The 22,673-nt window shown below is 69.0% G+C and carries 23 protein-coding genes, 1 tRNA gene and 2 pseudogenes; 16 read left to right on the plus strand and 10 right to left on the minus strand.

The features are described from left to right. Positions 1-59 precede the first annotated feature (59 nt). Entirely contained in the window at positions 60-470 is a 411-nt protein-coding gene (locus tag GCN81_RS24100; RefSeq protein WP_156726565.1) for a VOC family protein, read from the minus strand. A 145-nt stretch (positions 471-615) separates the two neighbouring features. On the opposite strand from GCN81_RS24100, the gene GCN81_RS24105 reads away from it, so the two are divergent. Next, the gene (locus GCN81_RS24105; RefSeq protein ID WP_156726566.1) at positions 616-1,671 is read left to right on the plus strand and encodes an ABC transporter substrate-binding protein; all 1,056 of its coding nucleotides are present in this window, start codon (positions 616-618) and stop codon (positions 1,669-1,671) included. 77 nt (positions 1,672-1,748) lie between these two features. Then, complete coding sequence (locus GCN81_RS24110) at positions 1,749-2,579, plus strand: siderophore-interacting protein (RefSeq protein ID WP_231626949.1); 831 nt, start codon at positions 1,749-1,751, stop codon at positions 2,577-2,579. A gap of 98 nt (positions 2,580-2,677) precedes the next feature. Here GCN81_RS24110 and GCN81_RS24115 read toward each other — a convergent pair whose 3' ends face one another. After that, positions 2,678-4,378, minus strand: coding sequence for a beta-N-acetylhexosaminidase (locus GCN81_RS24115; RefSeq protein WP_407698012.1), 1,701 nt, complete (start codon positions 4,376-4,378; stop codon positions 2,678-2,680). A gap of 158 nt (positions 4,379-4,536) precedes the next feature. Here GCN81_RS24115 and GCN81_RS24120 point away from each other — a divergent pair, with 158 nt between their 5' ends. The 3 genes from GCN81_RS24120 (at position 4,537) to glmS (ending at position 7,676) form a co-directional block, all read left to right on the plus strand. Further along, complete coding sequence (locus GCN81_RS24120; protein WP_156726568.1) at positions 4,537-5,433, plus strand: DUF4429 domain-containing protein; 897 nt, start codon at positions 4,537-4,539, stop codon at positions 5,431-5,433. A gap of 133 nt (positions 5,434-5,566) precedes the next feature. Then, positions 5,567-5,824 (plus strand): hypothetical protein, encoded by a 258-nt coding sequence (locus tag GCN81_RS24125; protein WP_156726569.1) that lies wholly within the window; start codon positions 5,567-5,569, stop codon positions 5,822-5,824. Positions 5,825-5,858: 34 nt separating this feature from the next. After that, a complete protein-coding gene (glmS, locus tag GCN81_RS24130; RefSeq protein WP_156726570.1) occupies positions 5,859-7,676 on the plus strand; it encodes a glutamine--fructose-6-phosphate transaminase (isomerizing) in 1,818 nt (605 codons plus the stop codon). 170 nt (positions 7,677-7,846) lie between these two features. On the opposite strand, the gene GCN81_RS24135 is transcribed toward glmS, so the two are convergent. Continuing rightward, positions 7,847-8,416 (minus strand): GPR1/FUN34/YaaH family transporter, encoded by a 570-nt coding sequence (locus tag GCN81_RS24135; protein ID WP_156726571.1) that lies wholly within the window; start codon positions 8,414-8,416, stop codon positions 7,847-7,849. Between the two features lie 192 nt (positions 8,417-8,608). Continuing rightward, positions 8,609-9,133, minus strand: a complete 525-nt coding sequence (locus GCN81_RS24140; protein WP_156726572.1) for a universal stress protein — start codon at positions 9,131-9,133, stop codon at positions 8,609-8,611. Between the two features lie 696 nt (positions 9,134-9,829). On the opposite strand from GCN81_RS24140, the gene GCN81_RS24145 reads away from it, so the two are divergent. From GCN81_RS24145 to GCN81_RS24165, 6 genes are all read left to right on the plus strand, one after another. After that, positions 9,830-11,257, plus strand: a complete 1,428-nt coding sequence (locus tag GCN81_RS24145) for a helix-turn-helix domain-containing protein (RefSeq protein WP_156726573.1) — start codon at positions 9,830-9,832, stop codon at positions 11,255-11,257. A 5-nt stretch (positions 11,258-11,262) separates the two neighbouring features. Further along, positions 11,263-11,865, plus strand: a complete 603-nt coding sequence (orn, locus tag GCN81_RS24150) for an oligoribonuclease (protein ID WP_156726574.1) — start codon at positions 11,263-11,265, stop codon at positions 11,863-11,865. A gap of 124 nt (positions 11,866-11,989) precedes the next feature. Continuing rightward, a tRNA-His gene (locus GCN81_RS24155) sits at positions 11,990-12,062 on the plus strand. Positions 12,063-12,479: 417 nt separating this feature from the next. Beyond that, positions 12,480-12,938 carry a glycine-rich domain-containing protein gene (locus tag GCN81_RS24160; protein ID WP_156726728.1) on the plus strand — a complete coding sequence of 153 codons (459 nt, stop codon included), beginning with the start codon at positions 12,480-12,482 and terminating at the stop codon, positions 12,936-12,938. 16 nt (positions 12,939-12,954) lie between these two features. Further along, positions 12,955-13,083: a hypothetical protein gene (locus GCN81_RS32770; RefSeq protein ID WP_267904599.1), complete on the plus strand. Its 129-nt coding sequence runs from the start codon at positions 12,955-12,957 to the stop codon at positions 13,081-13,083. A gap of 426 nt (positions 13,084-13,509) precedes the next feature. Further along, the gene (locus GCN81_RS24165) at positions 13,510-13,998 is read left to right on the plus strand and encodes a hypothetical protein (RefSeq protein WP_156726575.1); all 489 of its coding nucleotides are present in this window, start codon (positions 13,510-13,512) and stop codon (positions 13,996-13,998) included. A 33-nt stretch (positions 13,999-14,031) separates the two neighbouring features. Here the strand turns inward: GCN81_RS24165 and GCN81_RS32775 are convergent, their stop codons facing one another. From GCN81_RS32775 to GCN81_RS24175, 3 genes and pseudogenes are all read right to left on the minus strand, one after another. Next, entirely contained in the window at positions 14,032-14,163 is a 132-nt protein-coding gene (locus GCN81_RS32775; protein ID WP_267904600.1) for a hypothetical protein, read from the minus strand. Between the two features lie 31 nt (positions 14,164-14,194). Continuing rightward, positions 14,195-15,040: pseudogene (locus tag GCN81_RS24170) on the minus strand (GlxA family transcriptional regulator); the annotation flags it as partial. Next, a complete protein-coding gene (locus GCN81_RS24175) occupies positions 14,964-16,283 on the minus strand; it encodes an RNA-guided endonuclease InsQ/TnpB family protein (RefSeq protein ID WP_156726577.1) in 1,320 nt (439 codons plus the stop codon). The gene GCN81_RS24175 and the pseudogene GCN81_RS24170, both read right to left, overlap by 77 nt. Positions 16,284-16,309: 26 nt before the next feature. Between GCN81_RS24175 and tnpA the strand changes: the two genes are divergently transcribed. Next, the gene (gene tnpA / locus GCN81_RS24180; RefSeq protein WP_156726578.1) at positions 16,310-16,726 is read left to right on the plus strand and encodes an IS200/IS605 family transposase; all 417 of its coding nucleotides are present in this window, start codon (positions 16,310-16,312) and stop codon (positions 16,724-16,726) included. A gap of 72 nt (positions 16,727-16,798) precedes the next feature. On the opposite strand, the pseudogene GCN81_RS24185 reads toward tnpA, so the two are convergent. Continuing rightward, positions 16,799-16,909, minus strand: a pseudogene (locus GCN81_RS24185) (AraC family transcriptional regulator); the annotation flags it as partial. A 71-nt stretch (positions 16,910-16,980) separates the two neighbouring features. Here GCN81_RS24185 and GCN81_RS24190 point away from each other — a divergent pair. Together GCN81_RS24190 and GCN81_RS24195 are read left to right on the plus strand one after the other, a co-directional pair. Then, a complete protein-coding gene (locus GCN81_RS24190; protein ID WP_231626930.1) occupies positions 16,981-17,844 on the plus strand; it encodes an alpha/beta fold hydrolase in 864 nt (287 codons plus the stop codon). Between the two features lie 89 nt (positions 17,845-17,933). After that, positions 17,934-18,431 (plus strand): hypothetical protein, encoded by a 498-nt coding sequence (locus GCN81_RS24195; RefSeq protein ID WP_231626931.1) that lies wholly within the window; start codon positions 17,934-17,936, stop codon positions 18,429-18,431. Positions 18,432-18,467: 36 nt separating this feature from the next. On the opposite strand, the gene GCN81_RS24200 is transcribed toward GCN81_RS24195, so the two are convergent. Together GCN81_RS24200 and GCN81_RS24205 are read right to left on the minus strand one after the other, a co-directional pair. Beyond that, positions 18,468-18,863 carry a four-helix bundle copper-binding protein gene (locus tag GCN81_RS24200; protein WP_156726579.1) on the minus strand — a complete coding sequence of 132 codons (396 nt, stop codon included), beginning with the start codon at positions 18,861-18,863 and terminating at the stop codon, positions 18,468-18,470. 147 nt (positions 18,864-19,010) lie between these two features. Beyond that, positions 19,011-20,075: a LacI family DNA-binding transcriptional regulator gene (locus tag GCN81_RS24205; RefSeq protein WP_156726580.1), complete on the minus strand. Its 1,065-nt coding sequence runs from the start codon at positions 20,073-20,075 to the stop codon at positions 19,011-19,013. Positions 20,076-20,272: 197 nt separating this feature from the next. On the opposite strand from GCN81_RS24205, the gene GCN81_RS24210 reads away from it, so the two are divergent. After that, positions 20,273-21,616, plus strand: a complete 1,344-nt coding sequence (locus GCN81_RS24210; protein ID WP_156726581.1) for an ABC transporter substrate-binding protein — start codon at positions 20,273-20,275, stop codon at positions 21,614-21,616. A gap of 5 nt (positions 21,617-21,621) precedes the next feature. Further along, positions 21,622-22,653, plus strand: a complete 1,032-nt coding sequence (locus GCN81_RS24215) for a carbohydrate ABC transporter permease (protein ID WP_407698013.1) — start codon at positions 21,622-21,624, stop codon at positions 22,651-22,653. Positions 22,654-22,673 lie beyond the last annotated feature (20 nt).

Raw genomic sequence — 22,673 nt, forward strand, 5'->3', positions numbered from 1 at the left:
AGCGCCGCGGTCCGTGCGCGCCCCCACGAGGGGTGACACATGAGAGAACCCCCCGCGGCTCAGCGAAGCTCCTGGATGCGGACCATGTTTCCGGCGGGATCGCGGAAGGCGCAGTCGCGGATGCCGTACGGCTGCTCGGTCGGCTCCTGGACGACCTCGGCGTCGCTGGCCCGCACCTTCGCGAAGGTGCCGTCGAGGTCGTGGGTGGCCAGCAGAATCCAGCCGTAGGTTCCCTTGGCCATCATCTCGACGATCGTGCGGCGCTCGTCATCGGTGATTCCCGGGTCGGCGGCGGGTGGCGCCAGCAGGATGCAGGTGTCGGGCTGGCCGACGGGGCCGACCGTGATCCAGCGCATCGTGCCTTGTCCGACGTCGCTACGGACCTCGAAGCCGAGGGCGTCGCGGTAGAAGGCCAGGGACGCGTCCGGGTCGTCGTGCGGGAGGGCGCTGGTGTGAATGGTGATGTCCATGTCGATCAGGCTAGGTCCGGCTCCCTGACCCGCGCTTCTCGAATCCTGATCGATCCCGACCGCCCCATAGACAGTTAGGTTAGGCTAACCTCGCTTGAAACCAGCCGACGGCCTCTCGTCGTACCCGAGGAAAGCGGACACCGACATGCCCAACTCCCCAACTCCCCACCTGTCCCGTCGTGGTCTGCTGACCGTGGGAGGCGCTGTCGGCCTCGGCGCCCTGCTGGTCGCCTGTGGCGACGAACGCGGGGACAAGGCAGCGGGCAGCGGCTCCCAGACGACCGCGGCGAAGTCCGGGGAAGAGTCCGGGGCGTGGACCTTCAAGGACGACCGGGGCACCACCGTCAAGCTGGACGCCGCCCCGAAGAACATCGTCGCGTTCACGGGGACAGCCGCCGCGCTCCACGACTACGGCATCACCGTCAAGGGCGTGTTCGGGCCTACCACGGTCAAGGGCGGCAAGCCCGACGTGCAGGCCGGGGACCTGGACGTCACCCAGGTCGAGATCCTCGGCAACGAGTGGGGCCAGTTCAACATCGAGCAGTACGCGGCCCTCGCGCCGGACGTACTGATCACCGACATGTGGGCCAAGGACGACCTCTGGTACGTACCCGAGGAATCCCAGAAGAAGATCCTCAAGCTGGCGCCGAGCGTCGCCCTCTGGGCCGCCGAGACCTCGATGCCCAGTGCGCTCCAGCGCCGCGCCGACCTCGCCGAGTCGCTGGGCGCCGACCTCAAGGACAAGAAGGTCACCGACGCCAAGGCCCGGTTCGAGAAGGCCGCCGAGCGGCTGCGCCAGGCAGCCAAGTCCAACCCGGACATCACGGTCCTGATCGGCTCCGGCAGCCAGGACCTCCTCTATGTCTCGGTCCCCAAGATGTCCGCCGACACCCGCTACTTCCAGGAGCTCGGCGTCAAGTTCGTCGAGCCCAAGGCCAACGCCCAGGGCTTCTTCGAGGAGCTGAGCTGGGAGAACGCCGACAAGTACCAGGCCGACGTGATCATGATGGACAACCGGACCTCGGCCCTCCAGCCCGCCGACCTGGACACGTCCAAGCCGACCTGGAAGAAGCTGCCCGCGGTCAAGGCCGGACAGGTCATCCCGCGCACCACCGAGCCGATCTATTCGTACGCCAAGTGCGCGCCGATCCTCGAGGAGCTGGCCGAGGCGATCGAGAAGGCGAAGAAGGTGGCGAAGTGACGACGCCCGACGCGACCCCCCAGTCATCACCGCAGTCACCATCGCCCTCTCCTCCCCCACCGTTTCGGTTCTTCGACCTGGAGGTCGACCGGATCCGTCGAATCTCGCCCTCGCTGGTGCGGGTCACCTTCACCGGGCCAGAGCTGGACGCCTTCGCCTCCGGGGGCCGGGACCAGAGCCTCTCGCTCTTCCTGCCGCACCCGGGCCAGTCGGCGCCGGTCCTGCCGGACGCGACGGCCGCCACGGACGAAGCGAGCTGGATCGCCGCCTACTACCAACTGCCGGACGACGTACGGGCGGTGATGCGCTCGTACACGGTACGGGAGCAGCGCCGTGGCCCCGCCGCCACCGAGATCGACATCGACTTCGCGCTGCATCCGGACGGCGGCCCGGCCTGCCGCTGGGCCGAGCGGGCCGCCCCCGGCGACCGGGTACGGGTGCTCGGACCGACGGACGAGGACAACACCGGAGTACGGTTCCGGCTGCCCGAGTCCGCCGACTGGGTGCTGATCTGGGCCGACGAGACGGCGCTGCCCGCGGCGTCGGCCATCCTGGAGTGGCTTCCGGCCGGGACGCGGGCCCGGGTCTGGTTCGAAGTCGCGGAAGCGGCCGACCGGGTGGAGCCCCTCACCCGCGCCGAGGCGCACATCACCTGGCTGGTGCGCGCGGAGTCCGGGGAGCCGCGTACCGAGCGCGCCCTGGCGGCGGTCCGCGCCGACAAGCTGCCGGACGGCACCCCGTACAGCTGGATCGCGGGCGAGGCGGGCACGGTCAAGGCGCTCCGCCGCCACCTGGTGAACGAGCGCGGGTTCGACCGTAAGGCCGTGACGTTCATCGGCTACTGGCGGCAGGGTCTCAGCGAGGACGGCCTGCGCGAGGAGGCGGCGGCGACGGCCTCGGCCGAGTAGCGCTTCCGTGGCGGCTGAACCCGCCCCTTCCCCACAGACCGGCGGGCGCCCAGGAGACGGTCCTCCCGGGCGCCCGTCCACGTACCGGTACGTACCACCTACGGCCAAGGCACCTGCGGCGACCGGTAGTAGTCCATGCCCAGCGCCTCCCAGCGCGGCCCCTGCGCCGCCAGCCGCACCTTGTAGCCGTCCCAGTCATGGGTCGCGGCGGGCGACCAGCCGAGTTCGGCGACACCCGGCAGCCGAGGGAAGGCCATGTACTCGATGTGCCGCGAGTTCTCGATGGTCTCCGACCACAGCGGCGCCTCGACCCCCTTGAGCGCGGAGGCGGGCGCGCCCGGCAGTCGCGTCGCCAGATACTCCGCCGGGTCCCAGTCGTAGGACCGCCGCACCTCGACGAAACCGGCCCACCCGAGACCCAACTCGGTGTCCTCGTCGTACTTCATGTCGAGGTAGATCCGGTCGGCGGGCGACAGGACGAGCCCGGTGCCGTTCCTGGCGGCCTCAGCGACCTCGGCCCGCTCCTCCGGGCTGGTCCGGTCAAGCCCCCAGTACTGCGCGACCGCCCCGTCGGCCGGGGTCGCCCCGGCCAGCTGGTGCCAGCCCATCACCGTTTTCCCGTACTTGGCGACGACCGGCTGCACCCGGGCCATGAACGTCGCGTAGTCCTCAGGGGTGGTCTGGTGCGCCTCGTCGCCGCCGATGTGGAGGTACCGGCCGGGAGTGAGTGCGGCGATCTCGCGGATCACGTCGTCCACGAAGTCGTACGTGATCTCCTTGCCGACACACAGCGAGCTGAAGCCGACCTCGATGCCCGTGTAGAGAGGTGGCGCGACGCCGTCGCAGTTCAGGTCCGCGTACGAGGAGAGCGCCGCGTTGGTGTGGCCCGGCATGTCGATCTCCGGGACGACTTCGAGATGGCGGGACGCCGCGTACGCCACCAGGTGCTTGTACTGGGCCTTGGTGTAGTAGCCGCCGGGTCCGCCGCCGACCTGGGTCGAGCCGCCGTGGGTGGCCAGCCGTGGCCAGGAGTCGATGGCGATCCGCCAGCCCTGGTCGTCGGAGAGGTGCAGATGCAGCGTGTTGACCTTGTAGAGGGCCAGCTGGTCGATATAGCGCTTGACCTGCTCGACGGTGAAGAAGTGCCGGGAGACATCGAGCATGGCGCCCCGGTAGGCGAACCGCGGGACGTCCTTGATCGTGCCGCCCGCGATCTTCCAGGGCCCGCGCTGCCGGGTGTCCTTCTCGATACGGGGAGGCAGCTGCTGGCGCAGAGTCTGCACGCCGTGGAAGAGCCCGGCGGGCTCGCGCGCGGTGAGGGTGACCGACTTCCTGCTGGACGTCAGGCGGTATCCCTCAGCGCCCAGGTCGTTGGCCCTGGGGTCGAGGGCGAGGCGGATGCCGTCCTTTCGGCCCCAGCCCGGCGGGCCGGGCGGACTGGGCAGGACGGGCAGCGGGTAGCCGGTGGCGGGGCGCAGGATCTCGGCGAGCTGACGGCCGACCGCACGGGCCTCGCGTGCGCGTGGGCCGCCCTCGATCCTGATCCGGGTCCGCTGGGTGATCTCGTACGGCGATCCACCGGCCGCGACCGAGGCGGGCGCCGGGACCACTTGACCGAGCGGGACGAGGGTCGCTGGGGACTCCTTTCCCTGCGCGTCTCCCTGCGCATTTCCCTGCGGGGTCGCGGCGACGCCGGAGATACCGACGGCCAGGACGAGGAGCGCTGCACCGAGCATCCGGGGCGTTCGGGGCATCCGGGGTAGCCGAGGTAGCCGGGGATTTCCGCGAATCCGGGTCATTCGGGACGTGGTGCCGTGCTGTCTCACAAGCTCGTTCCCTTCGGCAGGGTCCACCTGTGGTGCCTAGCGACCGATCGGTCACCATGCGTACCGTGCCCGCAGGACGGGGTCAAGGTATAGACCAACACTCGGAGTTGGGTGGATGGCAGAATCCCCACATGGCGGAAATCATCCAGCGCGACGGGACCTGGACCTTCGACGGCGACTCGCTCCGGATCGTGCCCGGACGCGACAAGTCAGTGAGCCTGCTGCGCAAGACCCTGGGCGAACTCTCCGTCCCGGTCCAGGCGTTGGCGGGGATCTCCTTCGAGCACGGCAAGAAGTCGGGACGGCTGCGACTGCGGCTACGCGACGGCGCCGACCCGCTTTCACAGGCGACCGGAGGCCAACTGTCGGACGGTGACGACCCGTACCAGCTGGCGGTGGAGCCGGACCGCTTCGGCGTCGCCGAGTACCTGGTGGACGAGGTGCGCAACGCGCGCCTGCTGGAGCAGGTGCCGTCCGGCGGCTGCGACGGCTATCTGCTGGCAGGGCCCTCGGTGCCGCTGTCGGTGACGGCGGGCGACGGTACGGCCAGCTTCGACGGGGAGCACATCCGCCTGGAGTGGAAGTGGAACACCGAGGACGCCAAATCGGCGGCCGGGACTCGCTCGCTGGAGCTCGGGGACATCGCCGCCGTGGAGTGGCAGCCGTCGGCGGGGCTGGAGAACGGCTACCTCCGGTTCACCATCAAGCGCTCCCCCACCAAGGCCCCGCCCAAGTACGACCCGAACTCCATCGAGCTCTACGGCTTCCGCAAGGACCCGCTGATGGCCCTGGTCGCCGCCGCGGTCCAGGCCAGGCTGCCGCACCCGGCCGCCCCGGCCCTCGCGCCCGCGCCCGCCCCCGACGCCGACGCGCGGGCCACGCTGGCTCCGCCCGCCACCGACACGGGCGGCGACGACCACGACGCCCTGCTGCGTCGGCTGCGCGAGCTCGGCGAGCTGCACCAGTCCGGAATCCTCACGGACGACGAGTTCACGACGGCCAAACAGGCCGTCCTCAAGCGCCTGTGACACGCCCCCGACACCGCCCCTGGCGCACTCCCAACACGCCCCCGACGGCACTTCTGACACGACTCCGACACGATCCTGCCCGATTGCGGGCAGGATTCTTGCGAGTAGCGCGCCGATAACGCAGGATCGTCGAGTGCACGACGACCTCGTAGATCACCTGACGCGCTCCACGCCGCTCCAGCGCGGCGAGGCCCTGCGCGTGATCCAGGACGTCCTCGCCTACTTCGACGAGACGACCGACGAGTTCGTCCGCCGCCGCCATCGCGAACTCCAGGGTCAGGGCCTGGTGAACTCGGCGATCTTCGAGCAGATCGCGACGGATCTGAGGTATCGCACGGTCGCGCCGCCCGAGCTCTCTCTGAGGCAGCTGCGCCGCATCATCTACGGCTAGATTCACAGCACGATTTACGGCAGGGGAACAACATATGTGCGGAATTGTCGGATACATCGGAAAGCGCGATGTGGCGCCGCTGCTCCTTGAGGGGCTGCAGCGTCTGGAGTACCGGGGCTATGACTCGGCGGGTGTGGTGATCACCAGCCCCAAGACCCCCGGGCTGAAGATGGTCAAGGCCAAGGGCCGGGTACGGGACCTGGAGGCCCGGGTGCCCAAGCGTTTCGCTGGCACCACCGGCATCGCCCACACCCGCTGGGCGACCCACGGCGCCCCCTCCGACGAGAACGCGCACCCGCACCTGGACGCGGAGAACAAGGTCGCCGTCGTCCACAACGGCATCATCGACAACGCCACGGACCTGCGCGCCAAGCTGGTCGCCGACGGCGTGGAGTTCCTCTCCGAGACCGACACCGAGGTCCTCACCCACCTGATCGCCCGCTCCCAGGCGCCGACCCTGGAGGAGAAGGTCCGCGAGGCCCTGCGCCTCGTCGAGGGCACCTACGGCATCGCCGTGCTGCACGCCGACTTCACCGACCGCATCGTGGTCGCCCGCAACGGCTCCCCGGTGGTGCTCGGCATCGGCGAGAAGGAGATGTTCGTCGCCTCCGACGTGGCGGCGCTGGTCTCGCACACCCGCCAGGTGGTCACCCTGGACGACGGTGAGATGGCGACCATCAAGGCCGACGACTTCCGTACGTACACCACCGAGGGCTCCCGCACGACGGCCTCGCCGACCACCGTGGAGTGGGAGGCCGAGTCGTACGACATGGGCGGCCACGACACGTACATGCACAAGGAGATCTCGGAGCAGGTCGACGCCGTGGACCGGGTGCTGCGCGGCCGGATCGACGACCGGTTCTCCACCGTGCACCTGGGCGGCCTGAACCTGGACGCCCGGGAGGCCCGCACCATCCGCCGGGTGAAGATCCTCGGCTGTGGCACCTCGTACCACGCGGGCCTGATCGGCGCCGGTCTGATCGAGGAGCTGGCCCGCATCCCCGCGGACGCCGAGCCCGCGTCCGAGTTCCGCTACCGCAACGCGGTGGTGGACCCCGACACTCTCTATGTCGCGGTCTCGCAGTCCGGTGAGACGTACGACGCGCTCGCCGCCGTACAGGAGCTCAAGCGCAAGGGCGCCCGCGTCCTCGGCGTGGTGAACGTGGTGGGCTCGGCGATCGCCCGGGAGACCGACGGCGGTGTGTACGTGCACGCGGGCCCCGAGGTCTGCGTCGTCTCCACCAAGTGCTTCACCAACACAGTCGTCGCCTTCGCGCTGCTCGCCCTGCACCTGGGCCGCATCCGCGACCTGTCGGTGGCCGACGGGAAGCGACTGATCGCGGGCCTGCGCAAGCTGCCCGACCAGATCGCCGAGGTCCTTCAGCAGGAGGGCGAGATCAAGAAGCTGGCCGAGGAGTACGCGGGCGCCCAGTCGATGATGTTCATCGGTCGGGTGCGCGGTTACCCGGTGGCCCTTGAGGCGTCGCTGAAGCTCAAGGAGATCTCGTACATCCACGCCGAGGCGTACCCGGCGTCGGAGCTGAAGCACGGTCCGCTGGCGCTGATCGAGCCCGCGCTGCCGACGGTGGCGATCGTGCCGGACGACGATCTGCTGGAGAAGAACCGCGCGGCGCTGGAGGAGATCAAGGCCCGCAGTGGCCGGATTCTCGCGGTCGCGCACCAGGAGCAGGAGAAGGCCGACCACACGATCGTGGTACCGAAGAACGAGACCGAGCTGGACCCGATCCTGATGGGCATCCCGCTCCAGCTGTTCGCGTACCACACGGCCCTGGCGATGGGCCGCGACATCGACAAGCCCAGGAACCTCGCCAAGTCCGTCACGGTCGAGTAGCTCTTTGACCGAACCATCAATTGAGCAACCCCCACGCCGCGCAACCACACCCGCGAGAGCGGCGCCGGTTTAGGCGCAAAGAACGGCCCCCTGTGAGTGCCACCACGCCGCACAGGGGGCCGTTCCTCAGTGGGCCGGAGGGCGCCCATTCCCTCCGGCTCGTGGCTGCCTCAGCCGGTGGCCGTCACCCCTCGGTGGGCAGCTCGTTTGGGCAGTACGGTGGGCCACTTGGCCAGTGGCGCGGTAGCCGCGTACCAGGCGACGGCACCCGCCACGACGGCGAACCAGCCGCCGACCTTGGCCAGGCCCGCACTCTCGCCGAACTGCGCGATCGCGAGCAGGACCAGCGAGACGAACAGCAACCCGAAGGTGCCCTGTGACAGCGTTCCGCTGCCGCTCGCTCCCAGCATGAGGGTGAGCGCGACCAGCGCGAAGAGCACCAGCAGGAGACCCGCGGCGTTCTTCGCCATACCGGCCTCGGTCGTGACGCCCCAGGTGAACCAGAGTGCGGCGAGCGAGGCGAAGGCCGTGCCGGTGAACGCGTCACGGTCGCGGAAGGCGAACAGCCCCGCCACGGACAGGGCTATGCCGCCGACGAAGGTCGCGATCGGGACAACGTCGGCTGCCGCCACGCCATCGATCACGGCGGTGTGACCGAGCCCGAAGGCCAGCAGCGTCAGTCCCAGGGCGAGGGTGCCAAAGGTCGTAGTGGTGCTTCCCGCGGAGACGTCTTTGTCCACGGCGGGCTCCCTTCATGCGCAGGTGGTTCCAGCGTGCTTTATCTACCCTTTACAAGGGAGCAAACCACCTCTACGCGCGGGTAGCTTTAGTCCAGCGCGGCCGGGCTGACCAGGCACGTTACGGACGGGGCGAAGGGGACGGCGGGGGGCCGGGAGCGCTGGACAGGCTCTTGGGGAGCGCTGGACAGGCTCTTACGGGATGACGACCACGGGCCGCCGCGCCCGCCGCGCGAGCCGTCCGGCCACCGAGCCGAAGATCCGGCCGACGATGCCGTGCGTGGAGCCGACGACGATCGCGTCCGCCTCGTACTCACGGCCGACCTCTTCGAGCTCGTGGCAGATGTCCCCACCGCGCTCGACCAGGACCCACGACACTTCGGCGAGGTAGTCGGCGCAGGCGAGCTCGAGTCCGAGCACCTCGGTGCGGTGGTCGGGTACGTCCACGAAGACGGGTGGCTCACAGCCCGCCCAGACGGTGGTCGGCAGGCGGTTGGCGACATGCACGATGATCAGGCTGGAGCCGGAGCGGCTGGCCATCCCGATCGCATACGACAGCGCCCGCTCACTGGACGTCGAGCCGTCGAAACCGACGACGACGCCGTGCCGGAACGCGGGGTCGCAGGACTGGCGTGGCTGTTCCGCCGCTTGGGGGTCGGCCGTGGGATCGGCGACCTGCCACTTGCGGTCGGCGGGTTCGGGGAGTTCGTGACCGGCCATGGGTGTCTCGGCTGAAAGAGTCCTCGATGGAAGGGGCGATCTCGGGCAGCGGTGACGCTGGCGGCGTTGCCATGTCCGGGAATCATCTTCCCAAGCACATACCCCCAAGGGTACGGCGGCACTCCTTTCCTGCCCAAGGCGCGCAGGAGGCTCCCGCGGCGTTCCGTGGAGCATGCCCGAGCGCGCGCCGGTCTGGCAACGGTTGCTGTGTCGTACAGCCTTTTGACCCAAAACAATCGTCCGCACTTCAACGACGCATGGTTCGCGCCAGCGCCTCCGGGGCGGCCGCTGGGGGCGCTTGAGGCGCACGGGGTGCTGAGGCGTTCGACCCCTACGCGCCGATGGTTTTCAGCCAAAGTCCGAAGGGTGCGTATTTCGCACGTGGATGGCCCCCCAACCCCCTGTCCACCAGGGGGAAAGGACCGTAGATGGTGTGCGCACCCTACGAGGACCGGCCACCAACGGAACGCGCACTTCCCAGTAACGCTCCCGAGTGCCACGCTTCGTGATCGAATGCTTCACGCCAAGTTGCCTTGTCGACATTGCATGGGGTGCTGAACTGGTCACCGGTGGCCCATACGACGCAGTAGATTCGATCATGACCAGTCTGGGCGGGGGACTCGTGCAGGACCAAGGGGAAACGTGCAGGAGCGACACAACCGAGGAGCCGCGACCACTGAGGGGGGCTTAGGCATCATGAGCCACGACTCCGCTACCGCACCGGATGGAGTGCGGAAGCTCTCCGGGCGCCGCCGCAGAGAAATCGTCGCCGTGCTGCTGTTCAGCGGCGGCCCCATCTTCGAGAGTTCTATTCCACTTTCCGTGTTCGGCATCGACCGGCAGGACGCGGGAGTGCCTCGTTACCGGCTGCTGGTGTGCGCCGGCGAGGAAGGACCACTACGCACCACCGGTGGGCTCGAACTCACCGCGCCATACGGCCTGGACGCGATCGCCCGCGCGGGCACCGTCGTCGTACCGGCCTGGCGGTCGATCACCTCACCGCCACCCGAGGAATCGCTGGACGCGCTGCGCCGCGCCCACGAGGAGGGTGCCCGCATCGTCGGGCTGTGCACGGGCGCGTTCGTGCTCGCCGCAGCCGGGCTGCTGGACGGGCGTCCGGCGACCACTCACTGGATGTACGCGCCGACGCTGGCCAAGCGCTATCCGTCGGTCCACGTCGACCCGCGCGAGCTGTTCGTGGACGACGGTGACGTGCTCACCTCGGCGGGTACGGCGGCGGGCATCGACCTCTGCCTGCACATCGTGCGCAGCGACCACGGCACCGAGGCCGCCGGGGCACTCGCCCGACGCCTTGTCGTACCGCCGCGCCGCACTGGCGGTCAGGAGCGCTATCTCGACAGGTCTTTACCAGAGGAAATCGGCGCCGACCCGCTCGCGGAGGTCGTCGCCTGGGCGCTGGAGCACCTCCACGAGCAGTTCGACGTGGAGATCCTGGCCGCGCGCGCGTACATGAGCCGTCGGACCTTCGACCGGAGGTTCCGCTCGCTCACCGGGAGCGCTCCCCTGCAGTGGCTGATCACCCAGCGGGTGCTGCAGGCGCAACGGCTCCTGGAGACCTCCGACTACTCGGTCGACGAGGTCGCGGGCCGCTGTGGCTTCCGCTCGCCGGTCGCGCTGCGCGGGCACTTCCGCCGCCAGCTCGGGTCGTCCCCCGCCACGTACCGGGCCGCCTACCGGGCCCGTAGACCGCAGGGCGACAAGCCCTCGGCCGACCGGCAGCAGGGAGAGCGGCCACCACAGAACGACAGGCCCCAGATCGACAGACCACAGGGGGACCGCGACCGGGACCGCGACCGGGACCGGCTCCACACCGACCGCGTCCCGGGCGACCGGCACGACCGCTACGACCGGTACGACCGGCACCAGGGCGGCGACCGGACGCGCGAAGGGGCCGACGCTCCGGGACCCGTACCGGCACAGACCCGGCGTGCCGCCGCGGCCACGTCCTACGGAATCCAGGGTTCAGCGACTGCTACGACTGCCACGGCGGCTACGACTGCCACGGCGGCCGCGGCAGCCACCGAACCCGCCAAGACCAGCTCCGATCTGTACGCGTCAGCCCATGCGACGTTCCCCGGCCAGCGGGAGCGCCCCGTAGGCTAAGCGTCATGAACGATCGCATGGTGTGGATCGACTGCGAGATGACCGGGCTCTCGTTGACGGACGACGCACTTATCGAGGTGGCCGCACTGGTCACCGACTCGGAGTTGAACGTGCTCGGCGACGGTGTGGACATCGTGATCCGCCCGCCGGACGCGGCGCTGGAGACCATGCCCGAGGTGGTGCGCGCGATGCACACCGCCTCGGGCCTCCTCGACGAGCTGGCCAGTGGCACCACACTGGCCGCCGCCGAGGAGCAGGTCCTGGCGTACGTACGTGAACACGTCAAGGAACCGGGCAAGGCTCCGCTGTGCGGAAACTCCGTCGGCACCGACCGCGGCTTCCTGCTGCGCGATATGCCGACCCTGGAGGACTACCTGCACTACCGGATCGTGGACGTCTCCTCGATCAAGGAGCTGGCCCGCCGCTGGTACCCGCGCGCCTACTTCAACAGCCCTCCGAAGAACGGCAACCACCGGGCGCTCGCCGACATCCGCGAGTCCATCACGGAGCTGCGCTACTACCGCGAGGCGATCTTCGTCCCGCAACCCGGACCGGACTCGGACACCGCCAAGACCATCGCCGCGAAGCACACCCGGCCGAGCGACTAGGGTCCGTCCGGCAGACCACCAGCGCGGAACCGGACCCACACCCGGACCCGACGAAAAGGTGGGCGCGAGCACCCGCTCGGACCCTGTACACTTTTTCTCGGCCGGGAAGAAAAGCCCGGTCATGGTGGGTGTAGCTCAGTTGGTAGAGCACCTGGTTGTGGTCCAGGTGGCCGCGGGTTCAAGTCCCGTCACTCACCCTGAATGATCAAGGCCCGGCATGCGCAAGCAGGCCGGGCCTTCGTCATGCCCGGAACTTTGGGTGCACGACGGGTGCACGGACCCCGACACAGCGCCCTCGACGACGAGGAGGAACCGGCGCCCCGGCTCGTGAGTGCGTCCTGGACGACACCCGCGAAGTCCTGGCCCGCGATCGCGGTACCGGTCTGCGGTCGGCTGCGGTGCAGGTACATCGCCTGGCACGTCACACACGCTGGCTCACCGAGTACGCGGAGCAGTCGTGATCGGCTGCCGCCGCGACGCACTCGCCCCCTATGCCCCCGCCCCGGCCGACACCCCTGGCAGGACCACGGTCGGGGCGGGTCAATCCCCATCAAGTAGAGGAGATCACCGTGAGCGTACCTCCGCCGGACCCGCCCGGCAGCCCCATCCCCGTCATGGCCCGACTGCTCTTAGCCGACCAGCAGTTCACCAGCTGCCGTCAGACCGTGATGGACGCCAACCCCGGCATGTCTAAGGAGCTGGCCAGCCGGATCGTAGAGGAGGGCCTGAAGTTCGTCGCGGCCTGCGCGAAAAACCCCGGCGCAGGCCTGGCTCCGTCGCGGATCGTCGACGAAGGATGGCATGCCCTGATCCTGCACACGGCGCTGTACGCCGAACTGTGCGAGCAGCTTGGCGGCTTCGTGCACCACTACCCCGGCTGGGACCCGACGCACTACGACCCGCCGATCCTGGACCGCACCCGCGAGAAGATCGCGGAGCTGGGGTATGTCGCGGACCCAGGGCTATGGGGGCCACCCTCGGACGAGACACTCGTTTCCGTGGCGGCGAAATGCCAGCACGCGCCGGAGTGCGCGATCCGGCCCATGCCGACCCCCCAGCCGCCCGTAGCCTGAGGGCTGGAGGTGCCGTATGGCCGAGTGGATTGACCCGCGGTACGCGGAGCTGGTCGCTGTGTGGAAGCGCACGCAGCAGCCGGAATCGCGTGACCCGCAGCAGACCAGGCCCGTGCGGGGATTCGTGATCCCACGCAAGGCCTGACACGCACAGAGAGCCCCGGTCAGCCATCCCGGGCCGACCGGGGCTACTCGCGGACGAGGTCAGCGAGGGGGACGACGGACAGTCATGGAAAGAAGGCTTCGCTGAGCCGCCAGCGGCCGCTCCGGGACTCATGCAGTGTCAGCGACGAGCTGATAATCCCGGGGTCCACATACGAGCTGAGCTGCGCAGATCGCTACAAGTAGCGATCATCACCGCCTGCCACCACCGGAAGTGAGCCAGAGCCTAATCAACGGCGGATCTGATGATCAAGGAACTTCAAGATCCCCGACAGAGTCTCAATACGGTGCGGGGCGGGGCAGCCAGCGCACACCGAGTAGAGTTTAACTCGCTCAATTCCATTGCATCGTGAGCGCTTGCCGATCTAGTGCGCGCGTCGAGCAGGGTATGACGTACGCAAGGGGAGTCATGCGTGAAAAACGAGGGCGAGTCGCTGCGGTGGGGTTGCGTGGAGTGGCCTCGGCGGTCGCGGTGTTGATGCTGGCCACGGGGTGCATGTGGCAGCAGCAGAGACTGGCTCGGGCCGACGTCGTAGGCACCTGGACCGGGGGCGATGCCGGGACCCTCCGCTTCAAGGACGATGGCACCGTTGTCGCAACCAACCTTGCCGAGTACAACAGCGACGGCGACAAGGTGGTGTCGGAGTGCAGCGGCACCGGCGAGTGGGGCGTGTATCCCGACGACAAGGCAGCGGAGCTGTTGTGGATCAGCGTCTGCGAAGGCAACCCGTGGAAGTTCGGCGGCTCGAAGGCACACCCGAAGATGCGGCGCAGCGTGGGCAATCCTGACCACGGGAACTTCCAAACCCTCAGCCGAGAGGAGCGGAAGCCGCCCGGCGCGTCCGGCCCGTCATACACCCGAATCACCCATACTGCACCAGAAGGCGTCGACATGTAGCGATCTTGACGAACGAGGTTTCCTCAGCGGTGATCATTCCCCGTGTCCGTTAAGGGCGCGCTGCATGACCTGCGACCCGGCCGTGGCCTGCTCGTCGGCGAGCTGCTCGCTCATCTGCTGCCACACCCGCATGGCCACGGCGAGCTCGTCCCGCTCGGCCAGCACCCCAGAGAGCTGCTTACCAGCTGCTCCGCTCTCAGGTTTCGCTGAAGGTCCGTCGGTAGGCGCCGGGTGTGGTGCCGAGGTGGGCTCGGAAGCGGCGGCGTAGGTTGACTGCCGAGGCGAGGCCGACGCGGGTGGCGATAGCGTCGATCGGCAGGTTGGTCTGTTCCAGGAGGGCGCGGGCCGCGTCGAGGCGTTGGAGCAGGAGCCACTGTCCGGGGCTGGTGCCGAGTTGTTCGGTGAAGCGGCGGGCGAGGGTGCGGCTGGACAGTCCGGCGCGTTCGGCGAGGCGGTCGAGGGTCAGTCGGGCGTCGAGCTGGGAGGTGGCCCACTCCAGCAAGGGCGCCAGTGAGTCGTCCGCCTTGGCCGGTGCGGACTGTGCGGGGTGCGCGGCGTACTGGAGTTGGCTGCCCTCCCGGTGGGGCGGCAGCACCATGCTCCGGGCGATCTGGGCGGCGTACGCCGCGCCGTGGTCGGAACGTACCAGGTGCAGGCACAGGTCGATGCCCGCGCCGGTACCCGCGCTGGTCGCCACGTCGCCGTGGTCCACGAAGAGCACGTCCGGGTCCACCCGCACCTCCGGGAAGGCGGCGGCGAACTGGGCGCTGTGGCGCCAGTGGGTAGTGGCGCGGCGGCCGTCGAGCAGTCCGGCCTGCGCGAGGACGCGCGCCCCCGTGCAGATGGTGACGATCCTCGCTCCGCGCCCGTGGGCGGCTCGCAGCGCCTCGATGACGGCCGGTGACGCCGGTGCGTCGGGCGGCTGCCAGCCGGGGACGATCACGGTGTCCGCCTCCCCCAGGGCCTCAAGACCCGCGTCGACGAGCATCGCGAAGCCGACCGTGGTCCGCAGCGGGCCGGGGCGCTCGGCGCAGATCCGGAAGCTTTGACTTCCGCTCCCCGCCCTGAAGGGCGGGGATTCCTACCACGGTCGGCTGACCGTCTCGGTGGGTTCCTGCTTCTTCGCGCTGTGCCGGGACAGGTCCCGGTCTTACCCGCGCTCGACAGGCTGATACCGCAAGTCCTGCGGCCTTGGCGACGTTGACCGCCGCGTTGATGTCCCGGTCCAGCCACGCGGCGCACGCCTGGCACTGCCAGACGCGGACACCGAGGGGCTTGGGGCCGTCCTTGACGCCGCACTGCGAGCACACCTGAGACGTGGGCTCGAAGCGTCCGATGCGTACGAAGGTCCGCCCGTACCGGGCGGCCTTGTACTCCAGCATCGTGACGAACGCCGACCATCCGGCGTCGTGGACGGACTTGGCCATGCGCGTACGGGCGAGTCCGTTGACCGCCAGGTCTTCCACTGCGACCGCTTGGTTTTCGCGGATCAGCTTCGCGGAGAGCTGGTGGTGGAACTCGCGCCGTGCGTCGGCCACCTGCGCGTGAGCGCGGGCGACCTTGATACGGGCCTTGGTCCGGTTGTTGGAACCCTTGGCCTTGCGGGACAGTCGACGCTGTTCCCGCTTCCGCTTCTTCTCGGCCCGCCGCAGAAAGCGCGGGGATTCGATCTTCGTACCGTCCGAGAGAATCGCGAAGTGCGACAGGCCCAGGTCGATACCGACCTCGGGCGTCACCTTGGGCAGCGTCTCGTGCGCCTCAGTCTCGACCACGAACGAGCAGAAGTACCGCCCGGCGGCGTCCTTGATCACGGTTACCGTGGCCGGGGTGGACGGCAGGGAGCGGGACCACTTAACCCGGACATCCCCGATCTTCGGCAATGACAGGTCTCCGCCGGTGGTGATCTTCCACCGGGCGTTGGCGGTGAACCTGACGGCCTGCCGGTTGTCCTTGCGGCTCTTGAACCGGGGTGCTCCCATGCGTGGGCGTTTGCCCTTGAGGCTGTCGAAGAAGTTCCGGTAGGCGGTATCCAGGTCACGAAGGGACTGCTGGAGAACCACGGCGGACACCTCGCCGAGCCAGACGCGTTCCTCGGTCTTCTTCGCCTCGGTGATCAACAGCTTCGACAGGTCCCCGGTCCTGGGGAACGGCGCGCCCTCCGCGCGGGCGGTCTCACGTGCGCGGAGCGCATCGTTATAGACCACCCGCGAGCACCCGAACGCCCTGGCCAGCGCCGAGCGCTGCGGACCGTTCGGGTACATCCGGAAGGAGTACCTGAGCTGCATGCCGATCACCGTACTACGGTTGGTTTATGGCTGGCATGCAGAACATCCGTACAGGCAGGCACTGCGCTTTCGCACTTCACGCCCACTTGGTTTTTGTGACGAAGTACCGGCACAAGGTCTTCACCGACGCCCACCTCAAGCGCATGGAAGAGATCATGCGCGCCGTATGCGAGGACTTCGAATGCGAACTGGTCGAGTTCAACGGCGAGGACAACCACATCCACCTGCTCGTGAACTTCCCGCCGAAGGTGGCCCTTTCCAAGCTGGTCAACAGCTTGAAGGGCGTCAGCTCGCGCAGGCTCCGCCAGGAGTACCCGGAACTGGTCCGGCACTACTGGCGAGCACGGCGTTTGTGGTCCGGCTCGTACTTCGCCGGGTCGGTCGGCGGGGCTCCGTTGTCGATCGTCCGTCAGTACATCGAGCAGCAGAATCGTCCGCTGTGACCTGCAGGTCAGAGCAGTTCTGAGAATCGCTTCACCACCGGGCTAAAGCCCGATGCACTGCGATTAGTCCCGGTAGCGGGACGGCACATCCTGCCGGACCGTGCCGAAGACCTCGGCGGCACAGCCCAGCTCGAAGGCCGCCTGGGGCGGGTTGAGCAGGGCCACCACACGATGAAGGCTCATGGCAAGAATGTATCTGAGAGTGTCTTTCTGGACTCTCGGCTGGGAGGCCCGCCCCGGTTCACAGTGGTCCCATGACGCACCCCATGACGCATTCCATGACGCACGCCGCCGCAACGACAGTGTTCAGGAGCGCAGTTCAGGTCGACGGCGAGACGGCCAGCTATCTGACCGTGGAGCAGGACGGCCCGCCCGTGTTGCTGCTGCACGGTACGTACTGGAGCCGGGTCTGGCTCCCGGTCATGGGCCGCCTCGCCGAGGCGGGGCTGCGACCCATCGCCGTCGATCTCCCCGGACTGGGGCGCTCGGGAGGCGAACTCACGCTGGAGACGGCCAGGGTCCCGGCCCTCGCGGACTGGGTGGCGCGATTCGCCTCCGCGCTGGCGCTCTCCGGGCCGCTCGCCGTGGCGGGCCATGACATCGGCGGCGCCATCGCCCAGCATCTCCTCGTCCACGATCGGCTGGACGTCTCCCGGCTGGCCCTGGCCAACTCGGTCACGTACGACTCCTGGCCGGTACCCGGCGTGGCGCGGTTCCGGGACCCGGAGGTCATCGCGGGAACCGACGCCGAGACGCTACTGTCCGCCCGCCGCCAGGCCGTGACGGCGGCGCTGGCCGGGGCCGCCAACGAACAGCTGATCGCGGACTATCTGGACCCGTGGACGGATGCGCGGGTGCGCCGCTCCTGGATGGCGATGGCGGGCGCGGCCGACAGTCGCTACACCCTGGATCTCGTTCCCGCGCTGCGGCGGTCCACGACACCCAAGTTGCTGGTCTGGGGCGCGGACGACGGCTTCCAGAAGGTCGAGTACGCCGAGAAGTTCGCCGCGGAGATCCCGCACACCACGCTCGTACGTATCCCCGACACGGGACACATCCCCATGGAGAACGCACCCGGCCAGATCGCCCGCGCGCTCGTCGGCTTCTTCGCTGCCTAGCGGCGCCTGGACCCTGGTCCAGACCCCCTCGACGCCTTGGGTAGAGTGCGCTCTTTATTGATTTGTACGCGCCACACCCAGGGGGGATCTTGAGCGCGCACCTTACCGATACGGCCCGTCAACTGGCCGCGGTGCTCTGGAAACAGCACACCGTCTACCGCGACCGGACCGGCGGCGTCGTCATCAGGGCGGACCAGGTCCACCGCTGGATCAGCCTCGCCAACTCCGGGACCCGGGGCGAAGTCCTCGTCCGGGCGGGCCGCCTGCTTGACGGCGGCACCACGGCACCCGCACGCGCCGAGGCGGTGGTGCCGCTGTCGACCGGCGTGACCGGCCTCGCCGCTACCTGTCGCCGACTGCTCGCGGACACGGCGGAGGCGACGACCGAGCATCCGGTGTCCGCGCCCGCCAAGTCCGGCAAGGCCAGTACGGCCGGTAAGTCCCGTAAGCCTCGTAGTGCCGGCAAGAAGCAGCGCCCGGCACGCAGGCGCAGGGGCCTGCCCGGCTGGGTGATCGTCGTCACGGCCTCCGGAACGGTCGCCCTGGTCGCCGTCGCTGCCGCGTACCAGTCGGCGACTGGCCGTTAGCCGCAGTCCTGAGCCCGGCTGTTGGGGAGGCTGGGGTTACAGCAGGGCGTTGCACGCCTCCTCGCAGGAGCGGCAGGCTTCGGCGCAGACGCGGCAGTGTTCGTGCGTGTCGGCGTGGGATTCGCATTCGGCGGCGCAGGCCTTGCAGGCGATCGCGCACGCCTGCAGGAGGGCGCGGGCGATGTTGGGGTCGTAGCCGGTGTGGCGGGAGAGTACGGCGGCGGTGGCGTTGCAGATGTCGGCGCAGTCCATGTCGGTGCGGATGCACTTGGTGAGGTCGCCGACCAGCCCTTCGGACAGGCAGGCGTCCGCGCACGCCGTACACGCCTGCGCGCAGGCGATGCATTCCTCGATGCAGCGGGTGAGCTTTTCGCGGTCGACGTCGCCGAGGTCGGCCGGGTAGGTGGCGAGCATGTCCTTGACCATGGTCATCGCGATGGCCCCCTTCACGGCGGAGGCTGCGTCGTGCTGCCTGGTGGCCGCACCTGTCCGCGCCCCTGCGTCCAGCGTCCCGCCGCCGTGCGGCGTACGCAACCGGGACCAGCTCTCACGAGGACCGGCTCTGACGAGGACTGGCCCTCACGAGGACTGGCGCGTCACCAGGCGGGTGGGCAGGACGAGTTGTTGGCGGTCCATGCGGCGGGATGCTGGCGGGCGGCGATCGGCGACCGCGGAGATCTCGGCCAGGAGGAGTTCGGTCATCGCCTGGCCCATCTCCTCGACCGGCTGCCGGACGCTGGTCAGGGGCGGGTCCATGTGCCGGGCGACCGCCGAGTCGTCGAAGCCGACCAGGGCCACGTCGTCGGGTATGCGGCGGCCCGCCTCGCGCAGCACCTGGCGGGCGCCGGCCGCCGTCACGTCGGACCCGGCGAAGACCGCGTCCAGGTCGGGGCGGCGGGCGAGGAGTTCGGTCATCGCGCGGCGGCCGCCCTCCTCGGTGAAGTCCCCGATCGCCGTCAGGCCGTCCTCCACCGGGCGCCCGGCCTCGGTCAGGGCCTCGCGGTAGCCGTCCAGGCGGCGCTGGGCTCCGTACACGTCCAGGCGGCCGGTGATCGTGGCGATCGTGGAGCGGCCGCGCTCGATGAGGTGTCGTACGGCGGCGCGCCCGCCGGCGAAGTTGTCGGAGTCGACCGAGGCCAGGGGCTCGTCGGCGGAGCGGCGGCCGCTGATCACGGCCGGGAGGTCGAGCGACGCCAGCATGTCGGGCAGCGGGTCGTCGGCGTGTACGGAGACCAGGAGCACGCCGTCGACGCGCTGCGCGGCCAGGTAGTGGGCCAGGCGCTGCCGCTGCCGGTCGCCGCCCGCGAAGGTCAGCAGCAGCTGGATCTCCGTCTCGGCGAGCGCGACCCCGACGCCGTGCACGATCTCGGAGAAGTACGGCTCGGCGAAGAAGCGCCGCTCGGGCTCCGGGACGACCAGCGCGATGGCGTCGTTGCGGTTGGCGGCGAGGGCCCTGGCCGCCGTGTTGGGTACGTACCCGAGTTCGGCGACAGCGGCCTCGACCGCCTGCCGGGTCTGCTCACTGACCCGGGGTGAGCCGTTGATCACCCGGGAGACCGTGCCCCGCCCGACACCCGCGCGCGCGGCGACCTCCTCCAACGTAGGCCGTCCCACATTTCTGCCCCGAACCTGACGTGACGTCACGCCTGCCTCCCTCCCATGCCGCACAAATCTAACGGCCGGATAACCGAAAGCACTCCGCCGTGCACGGTCCCTTGACACTGCCCAACCCAGCCGCGACCCTTCAACACATCACCGGTGGGAGCGCTCCCACCGTACCTGACTCATACACAACCCGCACGTTCGCCGGGATCGGCACGTCAGGGCACTAGGAGGACGCAATGCGTTTCAGGACACGTACGTCCCGGCAGGCGGTGGTCCTCGCGGCCGTCGCCGCGCTGGGCGCCGGTCTACTGGCCGGATGTGCCGAGGACAAGAGCGACGAACCCGGAGGTTCTTCGGGCGGCGGCGAGGGAGGCGACGGCGGCAAGGGCAAGACCACGCTCACCGTCGGCGTCTTCGGTACATTCGGCCTCAAGGAGGCCGGACTCTACGACGCGTACATGAAGGCGAACCCGGACGTCGTCATCAAGCAGACGTCCATCGAGCGCAACGAGAACTACTACCCACAGCTGCTCACCCACCTGGGCTCCGGCAGTGGACTCGCCGACATCCAGGCCGTCGAGGTCAACAACATCGCCGAGGTCACCGCGACCCAGGCGGACAAGCTCGTCGACCTCGGCAAGGCTCCGGGCGTCGACAAGGACAACTTCCTCGACTGGAAGTGGCAGCAGGGCACCGCCCAGAACGGCTCAACCATCGCCCTGGGCACCGACGTCGGCCCCCAGGGCATCTGCTACCGCAAGGACCTGTTCGAGAAGGCCGGGCTGCCCACCGACCGCGACGAGGTCGGCAAGCTGTGGGCCGGTGACTGGAAGAAGTACCTGGACGTCGGTAAGCAGTACAAGGCCAAGGCGCCCAAGGACAGCGCCTTCGTCGACGGCGCGGGCGGCGTCATGGCCGCCGTCACCGGAAGCTACGAGGAGCGCTTCTACGACAAGGACGGCAAGGTCGTCTACAAGGAGAGCGCCGCCGTCAAGGAGGCCTGGGACGTCGCCTCCGCGTTCGCGACCGAGGGCCTGACCGCCAAACTCCAGCAGTTCAAGCCCTCCTGGGACCAGGCCTTCTCCAACGGCCGCTTCGCCACCATCTCCTGCCCGGCCTGGATGCTCGGCTACATCAAGGAGAAGGGCGGCGACAAGGCCGAGGGCAAGTGGGACGTCGCCCAGGCACCGAAGCCGTCCAACTGGGGCGGGTCCTTCCTCGTCGTACCGAAGGCGGGCAAGAACACCGAAGAGGCGGCGAAACTGGCCGCCTGGCTGACCGCACCCGAACAGCAGGCGGTGCTGTTCGAGGAGCGCGGCAGCTTCCCGAGCTCCACGGCCGCGTACGACCTGCCCGCCGTGAAGGACGCCAAGAACCCCTACTTCGAGGGCGCTCCCATCGGTGAGATCTTCGCCAAGGCCGCCGAAGGCGCACCCGTGCAGATCCTCGGCCCGAAGGACCTGATCATCGCCCAGAACCTCGCGGACGTGGGCATGCTCCAGGTCGACCAGAAGGGCAAGTCGCCCGACGAGGGCTGGAAGGCCGCCGTCAAGTCGATCGACAACGCACTGGACGAGTGACGCACGTGGCACGGGAAACCAAGACCGCCGCGCCCTCCCCGGGGGAGGGCGCGGCCCCACCCGCGCAGGGCCCAGGCGCGCAGGATCCAGGCGCCGCGGGGCAGCGGCGCGAGCAGCGTCGGCGGGACCGGCGCAGCCGCCGCTACCGACGCGACGTGAAGTGGAGCCCGTACGCGTATGTGGCGCCGTTCTTCCTCTTCTTCGCGGCCTTCGGGCTCTTTCCACTGCTCTACACGGGCTGGGCCGCGCTGCACCGGGTGTCGCTGACCGACCCCAACTCCATGGAGTTCGTGGGCCTGCACAACTTCACCCGGCTGTGGAGCGACGAATTCTTCTGGAACGCCCTGCAGAACACCGTGACGATCGGGCTGATCTCGACCGTCCCGCAACTGCTGATGGCCCTGGGGCTCGCGCACCTGCTCAACTACAAGCTGCGCGGCTCGATGTTCTTCCGGGTCGTCGCCCTGACGCCGTACGCCACCTCGGTGGCGGCCGCGACGCTGGTCTTCGTGCTCCTCTACGGACGCGACTACGGCATGATCAACTGGGCGCTCGGCACGGTCGGCATCGACAACATCGACTGGCACAACGGCACCTGGACCTCCCAGTTCGCCGTGTCGTCCATCGTCATCTGGCGCTGGACGGGCTACAACACCCTGATCTACCTGGCCGCGATGCAGGCCATCCCGAACGACCTGTACGAGTCGGCGGCGCTCGACGGGGCCTCGCGCTGGCAGCAGTTCCTCCATGTGACACTGCCCGCGCTGCGGCCGACGATCCTGTTCACCTGCGTCGTCTCGACGATCGGCGCCATGCAGCTGTTCGGTGAGCCGCTGCTGTTCGGCGGTTCGGCGACCGGTGGTCCGGAGCACGAGTACCAGACGCTCGGGCTGTATCTGTACGAGCAGGGCTGGGTCAATCTGCACCTCGGCCGGGCGTCCGCGATCGCCTGGGCGATGTTCCTGCTCCTGGTGCTGGTGGCCCTGGTCAACTGGCTGATCGCGCGGCGGCTGACCAAGAGCGAGGGGGGAGCATGACCGCACCAGTGGTCACCCGG

The organism is Streptomyces apocyni (assembly GCF_009739465.1).
Taxonomy (GTDB): domain Bacteria; phylum Actinomycetota; class Actinomycetes; order Streptomycetales; family Streptomycetaceae; genus Streptomyces; species Streptomyces apocyni.